Source organism: Paenibacillus yonginensis (assembly GCF_001685395.1).
Taxonomy (GTDB): domain Bacteria; phylum Bacillota; class Bacilli; order Paenibacillales; family Paenibacillaceae; genus Fontibacillus; species Fontibacillus yonginensis.
Window position 1 is genome coordinate 3738775 of record NZ_CP014167.1, and the last position, 22435, is coordinate 3761209.

General features: G+C 43.2%; 24 protein-coding genes and 1 pseudogene. 1 reads left to right on the plus strand and 24 read right to left on the minus strand.

Going from position 1 to position 22435, the window contains the following annotated elements; genetic code table 11:
- Positions 1 to 155 precede the first annotated feature (155 nt).
- The 3 genes from prfB to hpf form a co-directional block, all read right to left on the minus strand.
- A protein-coding gene (gene prfB / locus AWM70_RS17050; protein ID WP_099093105.1) for a peptide chain release factor 2 occupies positions 156 to 1269 on the minus strand; the annotation gives its coding sequence in 2 pieces (ribosomal slippage) (positions 156 to 1196 and positions 1198 to 1269; 1113 coding nt in all).
- Between the two features lie 175 nt (positions 1270 to 1444).
- The gene (secA, locus tag AWM70_RS17055) at positions 1445 to 3949 is read right to left on the minus strand and encodes a preprotein translocase subunit SecA (protein ID WP_068698396.1); all 2505 of its coding nucleotides are present in this window, start codon (positions 3947 to 3949) and stop codon (positions 1445 to 1447) included.
- A gap of 216 nt (positions 3950 to 4165) precedes the next feature.
- On the minus strand, positions 4166 to 4729 hold the full coding sequence (hpf, locus tag AWM70_RS17060) for a ribosome hibernation-promoting factor, HPF/YfiA family (protein ID WP_068698398.1): 564 nt from the start codon (positions 4727 to 4729) through the stop codon (positions 4166 to 4168).
- 89 nt (positions 4730 to 4818) lie between these two features.
- Here hpf and AWM70_RS24130 point away from each other — a divergent pair, with 89 nt between their 5' ends.
- On the plus strand, positions 4819 to 4941 hold the full coding sequence (locus AWM70_RS24130) for a hypothetical protein (RefSeq protein WP_257784531.1): 123 nt from the start codon (positions 4819 to 4821) through the stop codon (positions 4939 to 4941).
- Between the two features lie 57 nt (positions 4942 to 4998).
- On the opposite strand, the gene AWM70_RS17065 is transcribed toward AWM70_RS24130, so the two are convergent.
- The 21 genes and pseudogenes from AWM70_RS17065 to AWM70_RS17165 form a co-directional block, all read right to left on the minus strand.
- Entirely contained in the window at positions 4999 to 5196 is a 198-nt protein-coding gene (locus AWM70_RS17065) for a cold shock domain-containing protein (protein ID WP_068698400.1), read from the minus strand.
- A 276-nt stretch (positions 5197 to 5472) separates the two neighbouring features.
- On the minus strand, positions 5473 to 6303 hold the full coding sequence (locus AWM70_RS17070) for a class I SAM-dependent methyltransferase (protein WP_068698402.1): 831 nt from the start codon (positions 6301 to 6303) through the stop codon (positions 5473 to 5475).
- A 137-nt stretch (positions 6304 to 6440) separates the two neighbouring features.
- Positions 6441 to 7649, minus strand: a complete 1209-nt coding sequence (locus AWM70_RS17075) for an acylneuraminate cytidylyltransferase (RefSeq protein WP_206093370.1) — start codon at positions 7647 to 7649, stop codon at positions 6441 to 6443.
- Positions 7606 to 8481: an N-acetylneuraminate synthase family protein gene (locus AWM70_RS17080; RefSeq protein WP_068698406.1), complete on the minus strand. Its 876-nt coding sequence runs from the start codon at positions 8479 to 8481 to the stop codon at positions 7606 to 7608. The genes AWM70_RS17075 and AWM70_RS17080 overlap by 44 nt, the downstream gene beginning before the upstream one ends.
- A 25-nt stretch (positions 8482 to 8506) precedes the next feature.
- Positions 8507 to 10378: a motility associated factor glycosyltransferase family protein gene (locus tag AWM70_RS17085; protein ID WP_068698408.1), complete on the minus strand. Its 1872-nt coding sequence runs from the start codon at positions 10376 to 10378 to the stop codon at positions 8507 to 8509.
- 21 nt (positions 10379 to 10399) lie between these two features.
- On the minus strand, positions 10400 to 10963 hold the full coding sequence (locus AWM70_RS17090; protein WP_068698410.1) for a hypothetical protein: 564 nt from the start codon (positions 10961 to 10963) through the stop codon (positions 10400 to 10402).
- Between the two features lie 372 nt (positions 10964 to 11335).
- A pseudogene (locus AWM70_RS22935) lies at positions 11336 to 12687 on the minus strand (IS1182 family transposase).
- Positions 12688 to 12817: 130 nt separating this feature from the next.
- Positions 12818 to 13636 carry a flagellin N-terminal helical domain-containing protein gene (locus tag AWM70_RS17100; RefSeq protein ID WP_068698412.1) on the minus strand — a complete coding sequence of 273 codons (819 nt, stop codon included), beginning with the start codon at positions 13634 to 13636 and terminating at the stop codon, positions 12818 to 12820.
- 113 nt (positions 13637 to 13749) lie between these two features.
- Positions 13750 to 14175: a hypothetical protein gene (locus AWM70_RS17105; RefSeq protein ID WP_068698414.1), complete on the minus strand. Its 426-nt coding sequence runs from the start codon at positions 14173 to 14175 to the stop codon at positions 13750 to 13752.
- Positions 14159 to 14548 carry a flagellar export chaperone FliS gene (gene fliS / locus AWM70_RS17110; RefSeq protein ID WP_068698416.1) on the minus strand — a complete coding sequence of 130 codons (390 nt, stop codon included), beginning with the start codon at positions 14546 to 14548 and terminating at the stop codon, positions 14159 to 14161. Before fliS ends, AWM70_RS17105 begins: the two co-directional genes overlap by 17 nt.
- Before the next feature lie 32 nt (positions 14549 to 14580).
- The gene (gene fliD, locus AWM70_RS17115; RefSeq protein WP_068698418.1) at positions 14581 to 15999 is read right to left on the minus strand and encodes a flagellar filament capping protein FliD; all 1419 of its coding nucleotides are present in this window, start codon (positions 15997 to 15999) and stop codon (positions 14581 to 14583) included.
- A 49-nt stretch (positions 16000 to 16048) separates the two neighbouring features.
- Positions 16049 to 16447: a flagellar protein FlaG gene (locus AWM70_RS17120; RefSeq protein ID WP_068698419.1), complete on the minus strand. Its 399-nt coding sequence runs from the start codon at positions 16445 to 16447 to the stop codon at positions 16049 to 16051.
- 38 nt (positions 16448 to 16485) lie between these two features.
- On the minus strand, positions 16486 to 16725 hold the full coding sequence (gene csrA / locus AWM70_RS17125; RefSeq protein WP_068698421.1) for a carbon storage regulator CsrA: 240 nt from the start codon (positions 16723 to 16725) through the stop codon (positions 16486 to 16488).
- Position 16726: 1 nt separating this feature from the next.
- Positions 16727 to 17155, minus strand: a complete 429-nt coding sequence (fliW, locus tag AWM70_RS17130) for a flagellar assembly protein FliW (RefSeq protein WP_068698423.1) — start codon at positions 17153 to 17155, stop codon at positions 16727 to 16729.
- The gene (locus tag AWM70_RS17135) at positions 17152 to 17547 is read right to left on the minus strand and encodes a DUF6470 family protein (protein WP_068698425.1); all 396 of its coding nucleotides are present in this window, start codon (positions 17545 to 17547) and stop codon (positions 17152 to 17154) included. Before AWM70_RS17135 ends, fliW begins: the two co-directional genes overlap by 4 nt.
- Positions 17548 to 17573: 26 nt before the next feature.
- On the minus strand, positions 17574 to 18464 hold the full coding sequence (flgL, locus tag AWM70_RS17140; protein ID WP_237167741.1) for a flagellar hook-associated protein FlgL: 891 nt from the start codon (positions 18462 to 18464) through the stop codon (positions 17574 to 17576).
- Positions 18465 to 18488: 24 nt separating this feature from the next.
- Positions 18489 to 20066: a flagellar hook-associated protein FlgK gene (gene flgK, locus AWM70_RS17145; RefSeq protein WP_068698427.1), complete on the minus strand. Its 1578-nt coding sequence runs from the start codon at positions 20064 to 20066 to the stop codon at positions 18489 to 18491.
- 57 nt (positions 20067 to 20123) lie between these two features.
- The gene (locus AWM70_RS17150) at positions 20124 to 20624 is read right to left on the minus strand and encodes a flagellar protein FlgN (protein ID WP_068698429.1); all 501 of its coding nucleotides are present in this window, start codon (positions 20622 to 20624) and stop codon (positions 20124 to 20126) included.
- Between the two features lie 9 nt (positions 20625 to 20633).
- Entirely contained in the window at positions 20634 to 20915 is a 282-nt protein-coding gene (gene flgM / locus AWM70_RS17155) for a flagellar biosynthesis anti-sigma factor FlgM (RefSeq protein ID WP_068700789.1), read from the minus strand.
- Between the two features lie 128 nt (positions 20916 to 21043).
- Positions 21044 to 21451, minus strand: coding sequence for a flagellar protein (locus AWM70_RS17160; RefSeq protein WP_068698431.1), 408 nt, complete (start codon positions 21449 to 21451; stop codon positions 21044 to 21046).
- Between the two features lie 120 nt (positions 21452 to 21571).
- Positions 21572 to 22426 carry a ComFC family protein gene (locus AWM70_RS17165; RefSeq protein ID WP_083180386.1) on the minus strand — a complete coding sequence of 285 codons (855 nt, stop codon included), beginning with the start codon at positions 22424 to 22426 and terminating at the stop codon, positions 21572 to 21574.
- Between the last annotated feature and the right edge of the window lie 9 nt (positions 22427 to 22435).

Here is a 22435-nt window from a genome sequence, read left to right on the forward strand (position 1 = left end):
GCTTCCTCCAAGAGAAGCCGGTGTAACCGGACACTCCCGTAGGAACCCTTGCGGGGGAATAGGATGGGACACTGTTCATAACCTGTTCATCAAAAAGGTTCACGCACCGTACTTGAAAAATCAGTAACGGTATCTTCGATCTTCTGTCTTCTGTCTTATTTCGGCTCGACCTTAATCTGGCTGCGCAAATAGCCATCAATAAACGGATCCAGATCGCCGTCCATTACCGCGCCTACGTTGCCGGTCTCTACGCTGGTCCGGTGATCCTTGACCATGCTGTAAGGATGGAATACGTAAGAACGGATCTGGCTGCCCCAGGCAATGTCGGACTGCTCGCCGCGGATTTCGGCCAGTTCCTTCTGCTGCTCTTCAATCTTGCGTTCATAGAGCTTGGAACGGAGCATCGTCATCGCGCGTTCGCGGTTTTTGATCTGGGAGCGTTCGTTCTGACACGTTACGACGATCCCGGTCGGAAGGTGCGTAATCCGCACGGCCGAGTCGGTCGTATTGATATGCTGACCGCCGGCGCCGCTGGCGCGGTACGTATCAATTTTTAAGTCCTCGGTACGGATATCAATTTCGACATCATCGGAAATTTCCGGCACTACATCGCAGGATACAAACGAAGTGTGGCGTCTGCCCGACGAGTCAAAAGGCGAGATGCGGACGAGCCGGTGTACGCCTTTTTCCGCCTTCAGGTAGCCATAGGCATTGTAGCCTTTGATCAGCAGCGTCACACTTTTGATGCCGGCTTCGTCGCCAGGCAGGAAGTCCAGCGTCTCCACCTTGAAGCCGCGTTTCTCGGCCCAGCGGGTGTACATCCGCAGCAGCATCGAACCCCAGTCCTGGGATTCCGTACCGCCCGCACCCGGGTGGAGCTCGAGAATCGCGTTCATTTTATCGTAAGGCTGATTCAGCAGCAGCTGCAGCTCAAACGTGTTCAGCTTCTCAACCAACTCCTGCACGGAAGCCGCAATGTCCGCTTCCAGCGATTCGTCGCCTTCCTCTTCAGCCAGCTCGATCATAACCGTAATATCGTCATACTCCTGCTGCAGGCGGGAATACTGATCCACAGACGATTTGACCGCATTCATCTCATTGATGACCTGCTGAGCCGCGTCATTGTCGTCCCAGAAATCGGGAGCGGCCATCTTCTCCTCGAAGTTGGCAATCATCTCTTGCTTGAGGTCTAAGTCAAAGAGACCCCCTAAGATTGGTTAGTTTCTTGCTCACTTCACGCAGATCCTGCTTAATGCTTACATCGATCATTTTGATTCCTCACCTCAGGCAAAAGTATAGCCGCCGCCTCTTTCCACTGCTTCTGAAAAAGACGGGGCCTCATTAGTAAGATATATAAAACTGGAGCCGTCCGGAACCCTTCCGGATAAAAACGACGTTTCAAACGACACAGTATATTGAATGATCCTTACGAGCTCTACGAGTTTTACGCTTCCTGACCGTGGCAATGTTTGTATTTCTTGCCGCTACCGCATGGGCAGAGGTCGTTGCGTCCAACCGCTTCGCCGCGCTGTACCGGATGTTTCTCGGCCGGTTCGCCGTTCGTCGAAACCTTGTTCTCGTCCACAACCGCTTGACGCTCCTGGTTGGTTTCGATTTGGGCTTTCATGATGTAAGTCGCAATTTCCTCCTGGATGGTTGCGATCATCTCATGGAACATTTCAAAGCCTTCAAACTGGTATTCACGAAGCGGATCGGTACCGCCGTATGCCCGGAGATGGATACCTTGACGAAGCTGGTCCATCGCATCAATGTGATCCATCCATTTGCTGTCCACGGAGCGAAGCACGATAACCTTCTCGAATTCGCGGACCATTTCTTCGCCGATTTGCTGTTCGCGGGCATTATATTTTTGCAGCACTTTATCAAAAATATACTCGACCATTTCCTCTTTCTCTTTGCCCCAAAGCTCGTCTTTGGTCATTTCGCCGTCGAGCAGTTTGGCATTTACGTAGTCGGCTACTTCTTCAAGCTCCCAGTTCTCAGGGATGTCATCGCTGCAGTGTGCTTCCACAATACGTTCGACAACTGGCTTGATCATATCCAGCACGATTTCTTTGATGTTCTCGGACTCGAGCACTTCGCGGCGCTGTTTGTAGATAATTTCGCGCTGCTGGTTCATCACGTCGTCATACTGCAGGACGATCTTCCGAACGTCGAAGTTATTGCCTTCAACCCGTTTCTGAGCGGATTCGATCGCACGGGTAATCATTTTCGATTCGATCGGTGAATCTTCATCAAAGCCCAGACGGTCCATCATGGCCAGCACGTTGTCAGCCCCAAAGCGCTTCATCAGCTCATCGCCCATGGACAGATAGAACTGTGTGGAGCCCGGGTCGCCCTGACGGCCGGCACGGCCGCGCAGCTGGTTATCGATCCGGCGGGATTCGTGACGTTCCGTACCGATGATGTGCAGACCGCCGACTTCTTCAACGCCTTCACCCAGCAAAATGTCGGTACCACGGCCCGCCATGTTGGTGGCGATCGTTACGGAACCGGCTTCGCCGGCATGAGAGATAATCTCCGCTTCTTCAGCGTGATATTTGGCATTCAGGACTTTATGCGGAACGCCTTTGCGTTTCAGCATTTCGGACAACAGCTCGGAATTCTCGATCGATACCGTACCGACCAATATCGGCTGATTGTTGGCATGGCGTTTAACGATTTCGTCCACAACAGCGCGGAACTTGCCCGCTTCTGTCTTGTAGACCACATCCGGCATATCAACGCGGCGGTTCGGACGGTTCGTAGGCACTTGAAGCACCTCAAGACCATAAATCTTCTTGAATTCTTCTTCCTCCGTCTTCGCCGTACCGGTCATACCCGCCAGCTTGCGGTACATCCGGAAGTAGTTCTGGAACGTAATCGTTGCCAGCGTCATGCTTTCGTTCTGTACTTCAAGCTGTTCTTTCGCTTCGATCGCCTGGTGCAGGCCATCGCTGTAACGGCGGCCCTGCATAATGCGGCCTGTGAATTCGTCGACGATCAGGACTTCACCTTCCGATACGACATAGTCCACGTCGCGGCGCATAATGGCGTTCGCTTTCAGCGCCTGCACGATATGGTGGTTCAGCGTAACGTGAGCGTGGTCGTACAGGTTGGAGATGCCGAAGGCTTTCTCCGCTTTCGCCACACCCGCTTCTGTCAGCGCCACCGATTTCACTTTAATATCTACCGTATAATCCTCTTCTTTAACGAGGCGTTTCACGAAACGGTCCGCCGCATAATACAGCTCGGCCGATTTCTGCGCCTGACCGGAAATGATTAGCGGTGTACGCGCTTCGTCGATGAGGATGGAGTCCACTTCGTCAATAATACAAAAATACAGCGGACGCTGTACCATCTGTTCCTTGTAAAGCACCATATTGTCACGAAGATAGTCGAAACCAAATTCGTTGTTCGTTCCGTAAGTAACATCACATGCGTAAGCTGCCTGCTTATCCGCATGTTCCATGCCGTTCAGGTTAACGCCGACCGTCATGCCAAGGAAGTTGTAAATCTGGCCCATTTCCGCGCTGTCGCGCTGCGCCAGGTAATCGTTGACCGTAACGACGTGAACGCCTTTGCCCAGGAGGGCATTCAAATAAACCGGCAGGGTACCGACCAGCGTCTTACCTTCACCGGTTTTCATTTCGGCGATTCTGCCTTCATGCAGCGCCATACCGCCGATCATCTGTACATCGTAGTGACGTTTGCCAAGCACACGTTTGGATGCTTCACGTACCGTTGCAAAAGCCTCCGGCAGCAAATCATCCAGTGTTTCTCCCTTATCCAGCCGTTCGCGGAATTCGACGGTTTTGGCTTTCAGCTGCTCATCCGTAAGCTCCACAAATTTCGGTTCTAATGTATTAATAAAGTCCACAGTCTTTGAAAGACGTTTGACATCACGTTCATTCATGTCGCCAAAAATCTTCTTTACAAGTCCTAGCATGGTTTTCCCCTTTCACGCAAAACAGGTCGTTTGCCTAAATTGTAACAGTTTGTAAGACAGGCCGCAACACGGGTGTTAATGCCAAATTCTCGTTCTTCCTATATATACGAGTAAAGAGCCTTATTCGGGTGCGAACAAGGCTCCATTTTCGACATTTTTGCTAAAAAAGTTTCATCATATATTCACATATTCAGTTACAGGGTTATTAAGTTCAAATTAATCCTGGGCAATTAACCCGTATCTGCCATCGTTCCGTTTGTAAACCACATTGACATCTCTCGAATCAATGTTGGAGAAGACGAAGAAATTGTGTCCGAGCAGATCCATCTGCAGGATGGCCTCTTCGACGTCCATCGGCTTCAGCGTGAAACGTTTGGTGCGGACAACCTCAAGACCGCTGTAGTCTTCGCTTTCATCCTCCGAAACGGCGAGCATAGGAGCATCCACCGGTTCCTCAACCACCAGGCCTTTAATGCCTTCCTGACGTCTGCGGTTCACCTTCGTTTTGTATTTGCGGATCTGACGTTCCAGCTTGTCCACGACGGCATCAATGGAGCCATACATATCGTCGCTCTTGTGCTCCGCCCGAAGCAGCATGCCCGGGAGCGGGATCGTAACCTCAACCGTGTGTACGCCTTTCGCAACGCTCAGCGTAGCTGTTCCATCAGAAGTGGGGGGTGCATCAAAGTATTTCTCTAGCCGGGTTAACTTCTTGCTCACGTAATCACGCAAAGCATCAGTTACTTCAATCTGTTGACCTCGAACACTTATATTTAGCATAAAGCACTCCTCCTTTGCCTCTATATTATACCACACTGTTAAGGCAGTGTAAAAACTTTGCAGAGGGTGGAGAAAGCGCTTTATATAGCGTGTACACAAGGAATTCAGCGAGCAGCCCAGTGGGCAAACCGGAGGTGCACAAGGGGGTTCAAACGGATCGCGAAGCGGACAAGAAAGAAAGACCCCATGGCTGGGGTCTGCTGCTACGCTAAGCGATTTCAATTGTTAACCATCAATACCGTATATGTAGGTCGGCCGGGCCGGGATGATTATAATTTGATAACGTTAGCCGCTTGAGGTCCGCGTGCTCCTTCAACGATGTCGAATTCTACGTCTTGTCCTTCTTCGAGCGTCTTGAAGCCTTCTGCCTGAATTGCGGAGAAGTGTACGAATACGTCTCCACCTTCGGAAGTTTCGATGAAGCCATAACCCTTCTCAGCATTAAACCATTTAACTTTACCTTGCATGCACTAACATTCCCTTCATTGTCAAATAAGTGAGTCAGTCCCACATTTCGAATATACCACCCGCTATCCCCTTCGTCAATCGGGGTAAAAACAGTTAAATTGTTGGGAAATGTAGAAAACTGTCTTTTTCCTTGTCTTTTCGAAGGAGACGGCTGTTTTTCTGACGTAAACAAAATGGAGCCTGACAATTACTATTAACCACGGAAGGGATACGATGAAACCTCAGCGAAAAAATCTTCATTTTATTAAGAGCAAAGTGGAATAATTAGAACCTAATCATTTATTTCCTAACGAGAAACTTGCAAATAATGTGTCACATTTCCCTATATTTGCAAGTTGTCTTTCATATGCCACTTTTAGGCTTTCTGAATCAAGAAAATTCCAAACTTGGTGCCCACCTGGTTTATTATTCGAAAGCCAGTACAAATGATTGGAAAGGGGATAGCGTTGAACTTGTGTGATGTAGTCTACCGTCAAACCAGCCTTTGTGGCAATTTCAGAAAGAGTTTGTTCATTAAATAAATATAAATGACAACTCCAATAAGTAAACTCTGAGAATGCCTCATTTTTATAAAGGGTAAGTAACGCATCATTAGAACTAGGTACTTCAACTATTATTCTTCCATGATTATTAAGCATTCCGGATAATTGTTTAAGCATTTTTATCGGATCTGATAAATGCTCTAATACATGAAAAAGCGTGATAATATCATAAGTCTCAGTTACGTCTTCGGCGCTTTTATAGACCTTTAATCCTTCAAACTCATTTAAGTATTCGTTTATTTTTTTATCCAGTTCCACACCACTTACTGAAGAACATAATTGTTTGGCCATATTCAAAAACCCACCAGCCCCACAACCAAAATCCAACAGTTTTTTGTGCTGTATTATCTTCTTTAGGTGATGAAACCTTCTTTGATCATCATCTAGGGAATTGGCTCTATATTCTTTAATATTTACTTTACCTGATAACATACCTGAATCCTCATAAAATTTGTCATTTATATGGTCAAACGAAGATAAATAGACCAGCCCGCAATTATTACATTCTAGAACTTCCAACACATCACTATCTCTAACCTTCCCCTCTCGTTTCCGATTGTCCAAGGAACCACATAAGTAACAATTATTCACTTTATTCTCCTTTACCCTTGATATTTAAGTATCCAATACCCTAAAAATAAGGGTCCTTCTAATAAAGGAACCCAGTCGTAACTGATTAAAGTAATTTTTAGAGAATATAATTATCCATTCGATTTAGATTTTATAATTAGATCGCATATTTCCCGAACACATCCTTCTCCACCCTTATAAGTGGAAACATACATTACTTTTTCAAGTACATCAGTTACCGCATTAACAGGAGAAGCGGAGAAAGCGACTTGACTTAAAGCCTCAAGATCATTGACATCATCTCCAATGTATGCTGTCGTTTTATAACTAAATTCAGGATTTTGTCGAAAGAAATCATCTAAAAAGGCAACTTTATTAAGGACTCCCATCCCCAAGAAGTCAACTTTTAGTTTCTCAGCACGGTTTCGAACAAGCTCTCGATTCTCTGAAGTGAGAATCATGACCTTAGTGCCTGTCGCTCTTAGTAATTCTATCCCTTTTCCATCTCTAGTATTAAATTTCTTCAATTCGTTTCCGTTTTCTGAATAATACATCCCAGCATCGGTAAGCACTCCATCAACATCAGTTACCAACAGATTAATATTTGATAGATCACTTACCTTAGTATGCAAACGCTTCGCCATTAATTTCTCCACGACTTCCCAATCACTCGGTTCGTCAATCTCAAAATAGGTGTCTTCATGCATTTGGAACGTAAGTACTTTCCCTGAAACCCTGCATCTGCTATTAATTAACGCAGATCTACTCGTTAAATAGAAGGCACCATTTTCAACAAAATAACCATCCCAATCTTGCCGACGAGGTCTATTATTAGGATCATAATTCAAAGGAGAGAAAAAACGGCTGTTCTCCTCCTTTCTCCAAACAAATCGTTTTTGCAATACTACAGAAAGCAAACTATCAGCTTTTTCATTTATATACTGAGAGTATGCACTCTGAAGATCTTGTGTCTGGAGCAAAGGAGAAGTAGCCTGAATCAGAAATATATAATCAAACATTTCCTTCTCTGCAAATTCAAGAAGTACATCTTCTGTCGCTGCTTGATCTGTCGCACTCTCGGCACTTCTATGATATATCTCAACATTATCAAATCCAAAGGAAGACACTACCTGCTCAATTTCTGCACTATCAGTAGCAACAACAACCTTTGTAATGATATCGGCTTCTGCTGCAGCCTTAATTGTCCAATAAACAAGAGGTTTACCAAAGAAATTCTTAATATTCTTTAAAGGGATACTTTTACTTCCGCCTCTTACCGGAATAAATGCCACCGTTCTATAATTCATTTTTCTTAAGCTTCTTTCTTTGTATTTTTTCAATATCAAGAATATCTTCTCTCTTAAATGTAAGTGCAGTACACACGTTATTCAAGTCCCTCACCAACTTCAACATACCACCAGGTTCTAGACTAGCTGCATGGTCTGTCCCTTTCCAAGTACGATTTAATGTAAAGTGTCTTTCGATAAATTGTGCTCCAAGAGTAAAAGCAGCAACATCCGCGGCAATACCGTTATGATGTCCTGAAAAACCTACCGCTTTTACACGTTTCGCAAATTTTTCTTTTAAGTTTACAATATCCAGCAATGAAAGATCCTCAAAGGGAACCGGATAACCTGATACACAAGAATAAATTATAAGATTTTTATTTTTCCCATTTTGTTCAAAAAAGTCGATTATTTTTTCTTCTTCTTCTGGTGTAGTCATTCCGAACGACAAATGAATATCCCCACTGTAATTTCCCGAGAGATAAGTTAACATGTCAAACTGAAGGTTGCTTGCAGAAGGTATCTTGATAAATTTCGGATTTAAAGCAGCAATTTCTTTGGCTGAGGTTAGATCCCAAACAGAAGTGCTATAGTCAACACCAAATTTATTACATTCAAACATCAATTCTTCATGTTGTTCAACTGTAAATTCTAGGAACTCCCTATGTTCACCATATGTGTTGCCATATGAGTTATATGGATTTGGATGAGGGGCATTATACTCCTCAAATGTAAGCAGTTCTTTAGGATTCCTTTTTTGGAACTTAACTGCATCAACTTTACAATGCGTTGCAGCAACTTGAATCATTTCTTTGGCAATCTTCAATTCACCTTTGTGATTGCAACCAACCTCAGCTATAACGTATGGCTTTTTATATTCGGTCATGTTGTTACTCCGTTCTTTATATTAGTTATAATTGTGTGTTGACTTCAGAACTAATTCTATTTAAAGCAGATTCTAATGCGCTTTTTAACTCCGGATTAAAATAGACAATTTGTTTTACTAAATTCCCAAGATGTTCTTCTATCAATTTTGCTTTCTTAAACAAATCTGTCGTTTCAACAATCTCCGATACATTTCTCATATATATATTTGTATAATGAGCCAATGAATAGTCGTAGAATACATTGAACACTTCCTTGCTTGTTATCCAATTCCAAATTTCATTGATCTCGTTAATAATTGCTTCGATTCTCTTATGATTATAAACGGCTGCAGCTTGTCTTAGATCTGTTAACTTTTCCAATAGTTTCTTGGATTTAATTTCTATTTTAGAGACTTGTAATATAACCTTGTTAAGATTATTTAATATTACTTTTAATTTTTCATTTCTTTGAACTACTCCCACAGGAGTTAACAAACTCTTCAAATCATTGGGATCAAAGCTTAAATCATTAAGTTGTGGAAGCAATTCCTCCAATGATATCCACTCTGTTCCTTCAATAATTGCCCCTTTTTTTGAAGTGTTAATGATGCTAACCCCTCTTAACTTCATGACTTGTACTAATACTTGAATATCCTTAAGAAGGACTTGCATACTCCCTTTAGTTCTGTTTTTGCCCCCTTCAACATTATCAACCCACAGAGAAGCCTGAGAAATGCGAGCTTCTTTATCTTCAGTGCTTATATGATTTACACCTGGAGCATAATATTCATTGTCAGGGAAGGATAAATCTTGCCCCATAAGAACAACTTCTTCTATGCCCATATATTCGGCCAATTGAATAGCGGTCCCCGTTACAGTAGAAGTAGATATGAATTTTGGAATTTCATCCTCGGGATCAACAAGATAACTAATAATTGAATCACTCTGAAACTTGGCGTGAAACATTTCACCCTTATAACTTTCAGTAATCAAATAATTAATGGGCGGTAAGAAAATTAATGAAGTGTTTGCAGTATTAATATTTTCAAATACGTTGTAATTAGATAAACTACCGTCCATTGAAATTACAAAATGAGGCGATATTCCATAGCTCTCCATTGCTTGAATACTCGAACCTGCAGCGATTATTATACATTTTTCTTTCAATTGAGGAAGTAAATGTATATCCTTTTTTAGTGATGGACCCGATCCTACTACAACCGCTTTTACACCTTTTCCCAAAAGAACACCTTTTAACGCTAAAATGGAAGATGTACTTGCTATATATTGCATATTGTTAAGAATATTTGTTAGCCAGATTACCTTGTTTTCCTGCCTGGTCTGCATATCAGATATTTGCTGAATTATCATGTCTTTCAAATAATTATCAAAACGACGAATTAACTCAGGGTATTTCCTCTCATATATGGGTGGTGTGACTTTGACAAATGCACCTGAAATTTGCTCAGCCAAATTCTTGGCTACTAGAATAAAAAGGTGCTCATCTTCTCCTATTGCAATTAACCTAATTCTTTTATCTGATAGTGCGGTACGTACATCTCTTAAGTACAGCCAGCTTTTAAATACAGTAATGGAAGGTTCATAAATAAATATATCTTTTACCTTTGTAAATTCTAAATATGACTCGAGAAAGTAGCCTAGACCGGTACCTAATATAAACGCATGCTTACTTTCCTTGGCTCCTTTCTCCAAGGTCAAGGTCCATTTTCTCGCTTCTTCCGTTGCATTAAAACGACTGTGTAATGGATATACACGATCACCGATATTGATCATAATGTTAGGCTCACCCATACGAGTAGAATAATTCTCTATTTCAGCAGAATGACCTTCTAATAGCGGTACCAGGTTCGGATAATGCACCTTTAAAAATTCTAAATTGGTCTTATAATAATTCATTGGTTTTGCTCCCTAATTAATCTATACAAAAAGTTTTATTTTTTCAATTAAAGGAATAAGATCATAGTTAACCAAATCTCCTATCAAGACCATCTCATTATTTTGTAGGGCTTGATCAAGTTCAGTAACTCTAGCAGTAATTTCGTCAGCAAGATTTGAATAGCTAGTAGCTGTACTATTGGAAAGAACCTGGATAAATTCTAAAGAACTAATAATCCACTTTATTCCTTCTAACAGATCAGTAAACTCCGTCCAATGCTCATCTTTCATATTCCCATAAAAATAGTCTGCGATTTTCTGAGAAATTGGAATGAATCCCTCCAAATACTGGCCCAACAAAATTTTTGTTTCTTCTATACTTTCTTCTTTACCTTTTGTGTTTATATTAATCCTGCTAATATTATTTATATTTTCATAGATTATCAATTCATATCCGTTATAGAAGATGTTGCTGTCTATTTCTACGTTATATATTAATCGGTTTTCTTTATAAATCTTTGCTGTGGCTCCTGTCCACCATTCATCCAATTTTTTGAAATCATCCTCAATAGTAAGTACTTCAATATTATCAATAGCTACTTGCATAAAATGATCACACCTTTCTGGATCGTTAATATATTTATCGGAATCCTAAAGGAATTTATGTATAGAAGTAAAAGGAGGCTGTCCCAAAAGTAAACTATGGAACACCCTCGCAATGCATTAGAGTCATTTTTCAAAGAATTTAGGAGCTAAGCGGTCTATTTCCGCTTAGCTCTTTGGCTTTTGGCGTCCATTGATGCTTTCTTAAGCAGATTATAAGCAAGCGAAAGCCACCCGACTTCCAGACTTACTTTGTGTAAGCCTCGAAGCAGGAATCTTTTAAAGCCTCCTCCTCAGAATGTCGAGAAACCCACGTCTTTGAGACGTTGGGTTTCTTTTTTTCATTGGTAGTTGTAATGATCCCCCCAAAAGGGGTTACCCCTTCTTTTCCAGGCGATCCAGGTGAATCGCCATCTTCTTCATGTTCTGCACGGCGGCCGTCATCAACGCCTGTTTCCTTACGTTTGAGAGTCCTCTCAAACGGCAATAGCGAAACCCATGGGACTCTTTAGCATCCACGAAGCTTCGCTCAATCGTTTCTTTTTGTTTTCGGTATAGCTGCTTGCCGTCTCGGCTTAGTCGGTTGTTGAACCCCCATCTTTACTGTCTTCTCAGACGTGCCGGGTCAGCGCTTTCGGTGGTTTTGGGTGTAAGTACACCCGGCAAGCATCGGGCAAGTCTTGCAATGCGATGGATCTGACGCATACTGCCGGTAACCCTTCCAGTCGGTTGTCCGGTACGTTAGCCGGTGTTTCTCCGGGCAGGTATAGGTGTCACTTTCAGCGTCATAATTAAACTTTCACTTAGAAAACAAACCCTGCTTCGGGTGAAATCTTCGGTGAGCAATAACGGCAAATATTTTTCGCTTCTGTAGGCCTCGGCAAATCGGCGTTGTTAAATAACCCGAATCCGGGGCTACAGCTTCAACCTTGAATCCAAAGAGGTCTCTTTGGCAGTCTAACCGGGACAAATACGGAACGGAATCATGGACATTTCCTGGCGTGACATGGACATCAGTAATGAAATTGTATTTCAGATCCACCGTCTGGTGATCGAGATAAAAGAACCCCTCCGGTTTGCCGTCGCGAATCATATAGCCGCTATCCGGATCGGTGGTGCTCACTTTTACTTCTTTGGTTTCGTTCACTTTCTCTCATGCTTTTGGGCTCTTCTCCGTGCGCTTTGCGGTCCTCCGACACAGCCTCATCGAGTTCGTCTAGGTAGTCTTTGGTGTTTTGCAAAACTTCCTGCTTGGTATAGTGGTGTTTGTTGGCATTGGCTTGTACGTGAGTCGAATCCGTAATGAGTACACTTCCGCCCACAATGTTGTGCGAAATGGCTCTAAGAACGATTTCGTCAAAATTTTCTGAAAAATGCCGGTATCCTTAAACCGAGTACGCCAATTCCAGCTAATCGTGGAGTGATCCGGGCTTTGTCAGTTAGACCCAGGCCTAAAAACCAGCTGTAAGCGACAGTGGTTTGAATCTCGCGCTCCAACGGGCGTTCCGAGCGAATGCCGTAAAATAACCGAGGAAAATCATCTTAAATAAAACAACTGGATCGATGGCCGGCCGCCCCTTATCTGCGGAATACAGAGGACGAACCTTGTCCTAAATAAAGGCAAAGTCGATATATGGATCCACTTTCAAAAGCATGATCCTGCGAAACCAACTCCTCAATAGATACGAATTCGTTTTTTCTTGTTTTTCCCGGTTAGATCTCAGCATTCTATCTATATTATATACATTAATGCGATGTCGTCTTAAAATAAACACACATAAAGAACGGCTGTCGAGACTTTCTCGACAGCCTGAAAAGGAGACCTCCAATGAAGGTCTCCTTTTACTGGAGTATAAATTATCCCAAAAGTTTCAATACAGCTTGTGGTGCAGAATTAGCTTGAGCCAACATTGCTGTACCAGCTTGAACCAAAATCTGTTGTTTTGTAAAGGATGTCATTTCAGTAGCCATATCAGCATCCTTGATACGGGAGTTAGCAGCCGAAAGGTTCTCAGAAGTTACTCCTAAGCTGTTGATTGTGTGTTCCAGACGGTTTTGATAAGCCCCCAGATTTGCACGGTTAGTAGATACTTTAGAGATTGCAGATTTAATAGTCGCCAATGCAGCTGCTGCTGCAGTAGCAGTACTAATAGAAAGACCACTGATACCCAAAGCAGAAGCTTTATTACTTGCAAGAGTTACTGTCAAAGACTCTGTAGATGTTACACCGATTTGGAAGGAAACGTTGGTTTGAGAACCGTCAAGCAATTTAACACCGTTGAAGTTAGAATTGCCAGTGATTCTGTCAATTTCGCTAACAAGTTGGTTAACTTCTTTTTGCAGATTAGCACGGTCTTCAGATTGGTAAGTACCGTTCGCAGCTTGGTTTGCCAAGGTGTTCATACGTTGCAGCATGGAGTGAACTTCAGTCAAGTCACCTTCAGCTGTTTGCAAGAGGGAAATACCGTCTTGTGCATTACGCTGAGCTTGATTCAACCCGTTAATTTGGTAGTTCATTTTCTCGGAAATTGCCAATCCAGCAGCATCATCAGCAGCGCGGTTGATGCGGGAACCGGAAGAAAGCTTTTCCATTGTTTTGCTCAAGCTAGTGTTGTTAGTGCTCAGGTTGCGGTTAGCGTTGATAGCACCAACGTTTGTGTTAATGTACATTGCCATTTCGAATCATCCTCCATGATTGGTTGTTTTAGCCACATCCTTGTGGCCTAATACATTTATCGACTTAAAGTCCTAGTTTATTTAGAGCTTTTGGATCTAATTCAAAAATATTTTTATTTTTTCTCATCGAAATAGAGCGGCACCTGTTCACGGCTTTGCAGATGATAATAAGCATTCATAACCTTCTGCTGATTTTTTACATTTTTTAAATTTTGTCCGGTAGATTGGGAATATCTTCCCAAAGCATTTTGAATAGACCTTACTACTTTTTGAATTTCAGAGATTAGTTCCAAGACAACTGGAGCAGGGGAACTGTCTGGATCGTGCATGTTGATTTGAACTTGCAGATTCTCTATTTCATTCTGAATCTGAGTACTGGAGTCGACCAAAGAAAGAAAGCGAGAAGAAATTTCTTCCCACTCGTTCTCCACTATCAACAACTCACGCTGCTCTACGAAGCAGGCGAGCAGTCGACGGTACATGGCTTCTCTTTGCTCCAAATATCCCGTTAGTGTTATTGCGTTATCCAAGGGTTCCACCCTTTCCAATTTCCTCCCATGCCGACTGTAGTTCTTTCAAGAGACCAATTACTTCTTCAACTTTTTCTACTTTCTTATTAACATTGGCATCAATTAATTGCTGAATCATGTACATATATAATTGATTAAGGTTATGGGCAATTTCTCCGCCAGCCTTAGGATTCAAGGAAGAAACCAATTCATAGATGATGTCCTGAACCTTTTGAATCCACTTATTAGTATCCGCAATATTGTTATCTGTAATGGCCTGCTTGCCTTTTTCCGCAAAATTAATCGCTCCGCTGTAAAGCATAAGTATTAGTTTATGCGGAGATGCTGTCTGGTATTTGTTTCTTTGATAAGCTTGATAGCCGGCCAGGTTGGTTGATGTCATTGGATCTTCATCTCCCGAGTTTCGTTTTCTTCCTATTTAGAAGATTTAGTCAAAGCGTCAAATTGGCTGGTTAGCCAAGTAGAAGTGTTGTTTAGTGATGACATTACAACTTCCAAATTAGCGTAGGTCGATTTCAGAGCGGCTTCTTTCATATCCAGCCGATTTTGCATATCGGAAATCTGGTCACTTATAAAATCAATATCATCCGAATAGCCTTTAATTTTAGATGTAATTAATCCGTCTACACTATCTGTATATACTTTTAGACGTGATTCGAACATAGCTCCAAAACCATCATAAGTTGTTGCTGTTCCATTTATGGGGGTTACTGTTCCTCCACCCGTTAGAATTTTTTGAACAGCATCTGGATTCTGTGATAGTTTTGATAAGAATGTATCTTTATCGAAAGTAAGCGTTCCGGTCATTTCGGCTGCTGTAGTTGCACCTTTATCCACTTCTAATCCAATGTCAGACAACAGCTTAAAACCAGGAGTATCCCCAACAATGGTATTCATCATGTCGTTTAGCTGAGACTGCAAGTCTCTAAGTAATGAATCTCCTTGCAGAGTAAGAGTTGTACTGCTGCTTGAGTTGGGGTCTGGGGTTGCCGTACTATTGCGTATAGAGGTTACTATGTCGTTATAAGCTTTTACAAAAGCGTCAATCTTATCAGTAATGGCCGCAGTATCTTGAGATACCTTGATAGTTGAGGTTCCCGTCCCTGTTAGGTTTAAAGTTACTCCAGGGATTGAACCCTCTATAGAATTGCTGTTACTTGTAATTTCAAGCCCATTTACAGTTAACTTTGCGTTAGCAGCACTTTGAATGTTATTAACAGCATAACTGGAAGAATCCGTTGAAACGGTAAACTGGTTATCTTCACCAGTTTTACTTGCAGTAAGAGTAATTGCCTTTTCTGTCGAAGAGGTCTGGACGACCGCAGCCGTTATCCCTAAGTCTGTTTTTTTATTGATAAGTTGAGCGACTTGCGTTAACCAATCATTCGTATTAGTTGCGCTAATATCCTTTAAATCAATTGTCTCGTCATTAATAGTAATACTTGTTGGTAAATTGCTGTCTTTTGTTGTGGAACTTGCAGTGAATCCTTGAATTGCAGATACTTGTGCCGCAGCCAAACTCGTCACATTTACAGCATAACTCCCGCCGGTCGCTCCCGTCCCGGCCGTCACTGTCATTTTAGTTGTATCCGAGCTCGTCGCTGTCAGTGCTTGAAAGTTCGAAATATCCTTCAAGGCTGTTGCTGCTGTCTTCAACGTATTCATCTTAGTATTCAGCGTAGTAAACGCTGTTTTATAAGCTGTCAGTTTAGACTGCTTCGTCTGGAGATTCGTGAGCGGAATTTTCTCTTGGTTCATAATCGCCGTTATATAATCAGCTGAATTAAACCCTGAAGCTAAGCCGAGAATACCGCCTGTTGATGATGTTGCCATTAGTGCTCATTCCTTTCTAAAATAAATTTATACCTTTAAGAGTCGTTCCTTACACCTTCTTATCCATAAACATCCCGATCATTTCTTTCATTTTTATAGATAAATCAATAAGAAACTCAGGTGGAAGACTTGTGACTACTTTTTTGGTCTGGGAATCAACCACTTCAACATAAAGCTGCTTCGCTTCGTCGTTATATTTGAAATGCAGTTCTTTGCCGGACTGAGCAATGGACTTGTTTAAGGCTTCAATCTGCTTGTCAAGCTTGGTTTTATCCTCTTCAGTCAAGGAAAAATAATCAACCCCCCCATTTCCGAGCCCGTTGGTACCTGAAGAGTGTACCGCGGATGAGGAAAAAGAAGATGAGCCAGATTGTCCCATTGCTAACCCAAAGTTGTTTTTCACATACTCCATGCTGACGCTTTCGATTTGATGCCTGTTAATATGCATAGGCGATCTCTCCCCAATATCAGGAATGATAAAGCAGCTTATACTTTAAAATTCTTAAGCAAGTCAAGGAGTTCTTCCTGCTGCAGTTGCCCACTCTGTTCCTTAGCCGACTTATTTTCCTCCACAATGCCTTGATAAAGCTCCTGACGAAGGATTTGTATTTCCTTAGGTGCAATAAAGCCAAGTTTGATCTGATCCCCCTCTATACCGAGGATCTGGATCTGAATGTTGTCCCCGATCATAACTGTTTCTCCAACCCGGCGCTTCAGGACAAGCATCTTAAGCTTCCTCCTTCCGCCGCTGCAAAGGAAATCGGAGAGGCAATTCCTGATCCGTTATAATAAACTGATGTGCTTTATGGATTTCTGGAGAAAATAAAAGGGGAGCCCTCATATTAACAAAAAGCTCGCCGCCGCTAATGTTTACGATCAACATAACTCCAGCATCTTCACCAGACTTTAATCCAAGCAATTCAACAACTTCTTGATTGATCTTAAAAGAATACTCACTTACCGCTTGTTCTGCCGGCAAAAGAATAAAGCTGACGTCTTCCTCAAGAGCATGAAGGACGAAAAAAGGCGTATCCCCCAGCGGCATGAGTCCATATTCATAAATACCTGCTATACCTAATATTTCGGTATCGAATCGGTAAATCTGTTCTTCGTCGATTTCAAGCTCTCCGTAAGTAGAACTATGAATGGTCCTCATTTAGGTAATACTCCTCTCGCCTCTACATGGATCTCCGGCGGATAACTTCTGAAATCGATATAAACGCCCTGCGAAGGAACTAATGCTATATTGGTTTCTTTTTGACCAAAGCGAGTGAACCGTTCAAAGGCAACATGGCCAAACGCATTTTTTTCGTTTCTAGCTAAGTTCCCTATCCTGTCGCCTTCTTGGGCTTTTTCAGCTACAGACTGCGTAAACTCTGCGTTTGTTTTCCCAGAAAGATCCTTTCGAAGCTTTTCCGGCCTCTTCAAATCCATATCGTTGTAAACATTGGTCCAGTCGGTTGTCAGCTCCGCCTGTTTGATTCGAATCGTAATATCAGCAGGGCGGTATTGTCCCCAGTTAGGCGACAGGGAAACGTCAATTCCCATGGTTACTCCTCCTCAAATCTCTGATATTATCTTAAGAAGTCCAGCAGAGACATTTGAGAAATCCTTGCTCCGGTAGACAAGGCCGCCTGAAGAACCGTTTCATTTGTTTTTAGCTCTGTGATTGCCGAAGGCATGTCCACATCAGCAACATCGGCCCGCATACTTTTGGTGTTCACCTGATCATCCTCAATCCGGCTTTGCATGATTTCAAAACGGTTCATTCTCGCCCCTACCTCTGCCCAGCTGAGCATTAAACGGTCGGCTGACTGGTCAATTTTGTCCAAAGAAGCGGAGATGCCGTCCACATCGTTGGAGTTAAGCGCAGCCACCAGGTCATCTAACGTCTTAAAAACGTTATCTCCCCCTGCCTCTCCAAACACCGTCTCCCCCGTAATACTCACCGGCACCGAAACAGCAGCGCTAACATTTAAATAAAATACGCCTTGGTCCGTCTGATCGTTGGCTGCATTTGCTGACGAATAGGGTGCCTGATCAGTCTTTTGACCATTAAACAAATAACGACCATTAAATGTGCTGTTCCCGATGGTCACCATCTGTTCTTTTAACTGCTCGATTTCTTTGGCTATAACTTGCCTTTGATTTTCGTCATAAGTTCCATTAACCGCTTGCAGCGTTAGCGTTCGGGCTCGTTTCAGCACATCATCTGCCTGCTGGAACAAAGAATCCATTGTGCTCAGAATATTGCTGCCTGTCTTCGAATTTTCCATAAACTGATCGCTTCGCGCCAAATCTGTATCATACCGCATTTGATATCCTACACCTATCGGATCATCACTTGGCTTAGAGATCTTCTCTCCCGTTGCTAACTGGTTTTGTCCAACGTTCATTGAATTATTGATGTTCCGCAAATTTTTAAGCAGCTGCATATTTTGCATATTGCCGGTAACACGTATCATGATTTAACTCCTTTCTTTAGGGGATTAGCGCCCTACTGTCCCCATTTGATTGATAACGCGGTCCAACATCTCATCAACGGTAGTCATGGCTCTGGCAGCAGCATTATAAGCCTGTTGAAAACGAATCATGTCCGACAATTCTTCATCCATATTTACACCGCTGACCGATTGTCTTGACATTTGAAGCGTATCTACCATATCCTGTTGGTTTTCTTGGTTCCGGGTTGTATTGCTGGCCTTAATCCCCAAATCTGACGTTAACGCACGGAAGTAATCGTCTGTTGTTCCCTGTGTCAGGGAAGTCAGATTACTCGGAAAGGTAAAGCTTGCATCACGCAGGGAAGCAAGAGCGTTGGCAATATCACTATTCCCTTTAATGGTCTGGTTAGCGCCGCCCACCACTTCAAATTTGGAGGATGCTGCAATTTTATTCGTATTTTTGACGATATCTGGATTTACTGCAATATTATCGATTGTAAATGTGCCGCTTCCGTCTGTTGTAGTGAAGAAGGATAAGCCGGTTTCTGCCGGATTCTGAAGGTTATATCCTAACTGATGCAGTCCGTTAAAACCGTTAACCTGAATCTTCATTTCCGACGTAATCGTTGAGCCGGCAGGGATATTTTGTCCAGCAGGAATCGTTGTTCCGTTCGATAAAGTTACATCATTTAAAGCTGTAATATTGGTCGAAGTCACATAACCATTAGCTAAAGTAACTGTGACAGGTGCGCTCACAAGCGTGTTGACCATCCCGTTCAATTGATTGCGAAGTGAGCCGATCTCGGCCAAGGATTGTGTATACCCGTACAATTCGCCACCTGTGGCTGCCTGCGCACTTTCTGCTGTTAACGGGGTCACTCCATCCCCTGATACAAGGTCCACCCCTGCAGCAGTTACAGTAACCATCCCCGTATCGTCCTCACTGTAGGTTATATTAACCAGATTGGATAAGTTATCAAGCAAAAGGTCCCTCTGGTCCCTATAATCGTTTGCGTGATCACCAAAAGCTTCGTTATCGCGGATCAAAACATTCAGCTTCGCAATATTATCCGCAATGTTGTTGGCCTCCAGAATCTTCTTGTCGATATTGGAGTTCGTATCATTCTCCAAGTTAGTAAGAGAATCGCCAACATGCTTCAACGTATCTGTTAAATTTTGAGCAGCACCAGATACTGCGACACGTGCGCTAAGCAAGGAGGGATCACGATTCAGCGCTTCCCATGAATCCCAGAAATCATTCATGACGTTGCTGATACCGTTATCGGAAGGTTCATTCAAGATGTTTTGGAGCGAGGTCATTGTAGTATTCAAAATATTATAGACTCCCAAAGATTGATTCTCTCTTCGGTATTGAGTATCAAGAAAGCTATCCCGCATTCGGGTAATGCTGTCTACCTGAACGCCGGTTCCCAATTGACCAGGCATTTGGCTTTTGGTCATTCCCATCTGCCAAATGGGGTTAGTTGCGGAAGTATTTACCCGCTGACGGGAATAACCTTCTGTATTGACATTGGCAATATTTTGCCCGAGTGTCTGCATGGCTGTTGTATTGACAAAAAGCGCCCGCTTGCTGGTTTCTAATCCATGAAAGGTGGATGTCACTTATTACACTCCTTTACTATAAGAACTGGCCATAATGGTAAAACTATTCACTTCCCATCAGGCTCTGGTATCAAACATACTTCTGCTTTGTGTTTTTTTATCTGGAGCAGTTGGAGGAGCATATGTGGCCTCTTCGTCCCGGCTACCGATCATTACATTCATTGAATAATCTATAAATGAAAGGGATTGTGCAATCAATCTCTGGTTAAATTCATTATGTGATTTCAGTTCTTCCAAGGTAACATTCAATTTGGCATGTTTTTCCCTTAGAAGGGCTTTCTCCTCAGGATCAAAAACCACCCGCATGATTTCGGATAATGTCAGCTGCAAGTTGGATTGAATTCCCCTGTCCCTCAAAAGCTGCTGGACGGCCTGTTGAAGCTGTTCCTCCACTTCCTTTATAGCCTTTGATTTTCTGGATTCAGCATTCAGTGATTTGAGCAATTCCTCATAGTTCCTCGAAACGATTGCTTGTCTTTTGGCAATAGAAATCGAAAGCAGTTCACTGTACTTATTCTGGAGATCAGACATAGCTTTCAAAAGGTTTTGAACAGACATTTCTGCCTCCTACTTAATATAGTCCGTAAAATAAGGAGCTAACTTCTTAGCAAGCTTCTCGGCATCCACACGATAAGTCCCTGATTGAGTTTGTTCTTTAAGCTCCTGAATACGTTTAGCATTAGTCGAAGCTGCGGTTGTATCAGAAGCCTTCAACATTTCCAATGCTTCGGAAGAGATTGAAACTTCATCTTTTCTTTTGTTTTTCTTATCTTCAATTTGTCTTATGTTATCTGTTTGACGCTGATAGGAATTTACCGCTCCGAGCCGTCCAATATCATTTATCTTCAAGATCATAGTCCCCCTTAACAAAAATATAAGCCGATAACCTCATATCAAGTTTATCGGCACGGTTTAAAGCAATGTTAATAGATATTTAGTCCAAATCATGTATCTGTGTAACAGATATTAAAGCGTTTTTAATCCTTCCGGAATTTGTTTATAGCTCCATATGTCATAGTTCCCTGGGCCTCGGTCTCGACTGACAAATCCTGTGCGGCTGAATTCAGATCCCTGGTTAGCCGGGTCCGGCAGCTTTCGCACATGTTCCCTTCGCGGATCATCGTAACTCCGCACACTTCGCAAGGATACGCCATCTCCGGATTGTTTTCAATGGAAATCCGGCCCTCGCGGATGAATTTGGTGATCTGCTTGATGCTGACACCCGTAGCATCCGACAGCTGCTGCATGTGAGTGCCTTTATTCTCACGAAGATAAGTTTTACATTTATCGTATTCAAACTCAATCTCTTTAATACAATCGCCGCACAGACCCATGAAGTTCTTGGCATATAGTTTTCCGCAGCGAGGACAGTTATCCAGATTCATACTCATTCCCCCACCCAAAAAGTTAAAAAAGCGGTTATTTCATATATAGATTACTGCATACCTTCCCGTAAGTCTATCCAGTCTAACTCTCTATATCGGAAGAACCGCACAAAAAATGAATCAGGAACGCGCCCAGGTGAGACTGTAAATTTCGGCTTCCCGCCCCGATGGACAAACAAGTGTCTGCAATTGTTCTGCACAAGCGCCAATGGTGCTGCCCGTGGTATAGATATCGTCAACAAGGAGCAACCGAAGCCGCGGCTTATATCGATTCTGCCCCATTTGGGCTTGGGCAATATTTTGCCGGCCATCTCTACGGGATTCAAATCCTTCCATTAGCTGGTTTAGTTGATCTGCCGCTCCCGGTCCGGGGACAAAAACCTTTTTCATATCTTTGAGACGCTCTGATCGAGACTTCAGACTTTGCTTCTCTGTGTCCCGCGAACGCTCGAGCAAAGGGATATAGGCTGCTCCTGTCCTTCCCGCCACTGCCTCGGCCAGATGCTCGGCCTGATTAAACCCGCGCTCAAGCAGTCTGGAGGGACTTACGGGCACGCAGGTAACCGCATCGATCCGCCAGCTCGGGTCCTGCCAGGAATCCCGCATCTCCTGTTCCAAACGATTGTAGGCCTGGATCATCATTTTGCCGAATAAAGGGGCCAAGCTTTCACGTCCTCGGTATTTATACTGCCCAAGCCACTCTCTCATCCGCTCATCGTACAGGACCGCACTCCGGTTCAGAACAAAGGAACGCTCCACGGCCCAGTCCCCGCGCGTACAGTCCGGACAACCTATCCCTCTGCCGCAAATCGGGCAGCGCGGAGCCTTGATCCAGGGAATGGCTCCTGCACAATCCGGGCAAAGTTCCGTGAATTTCTCCGACATGTGCCGGGTTTGCTTGCCGCAGCCCAAACAACTGCTCACTGGAGGTGCAAGCAGGGCGTACAGTTGTTCAAATAAAGGGATTGAAAGCATAAACTCACC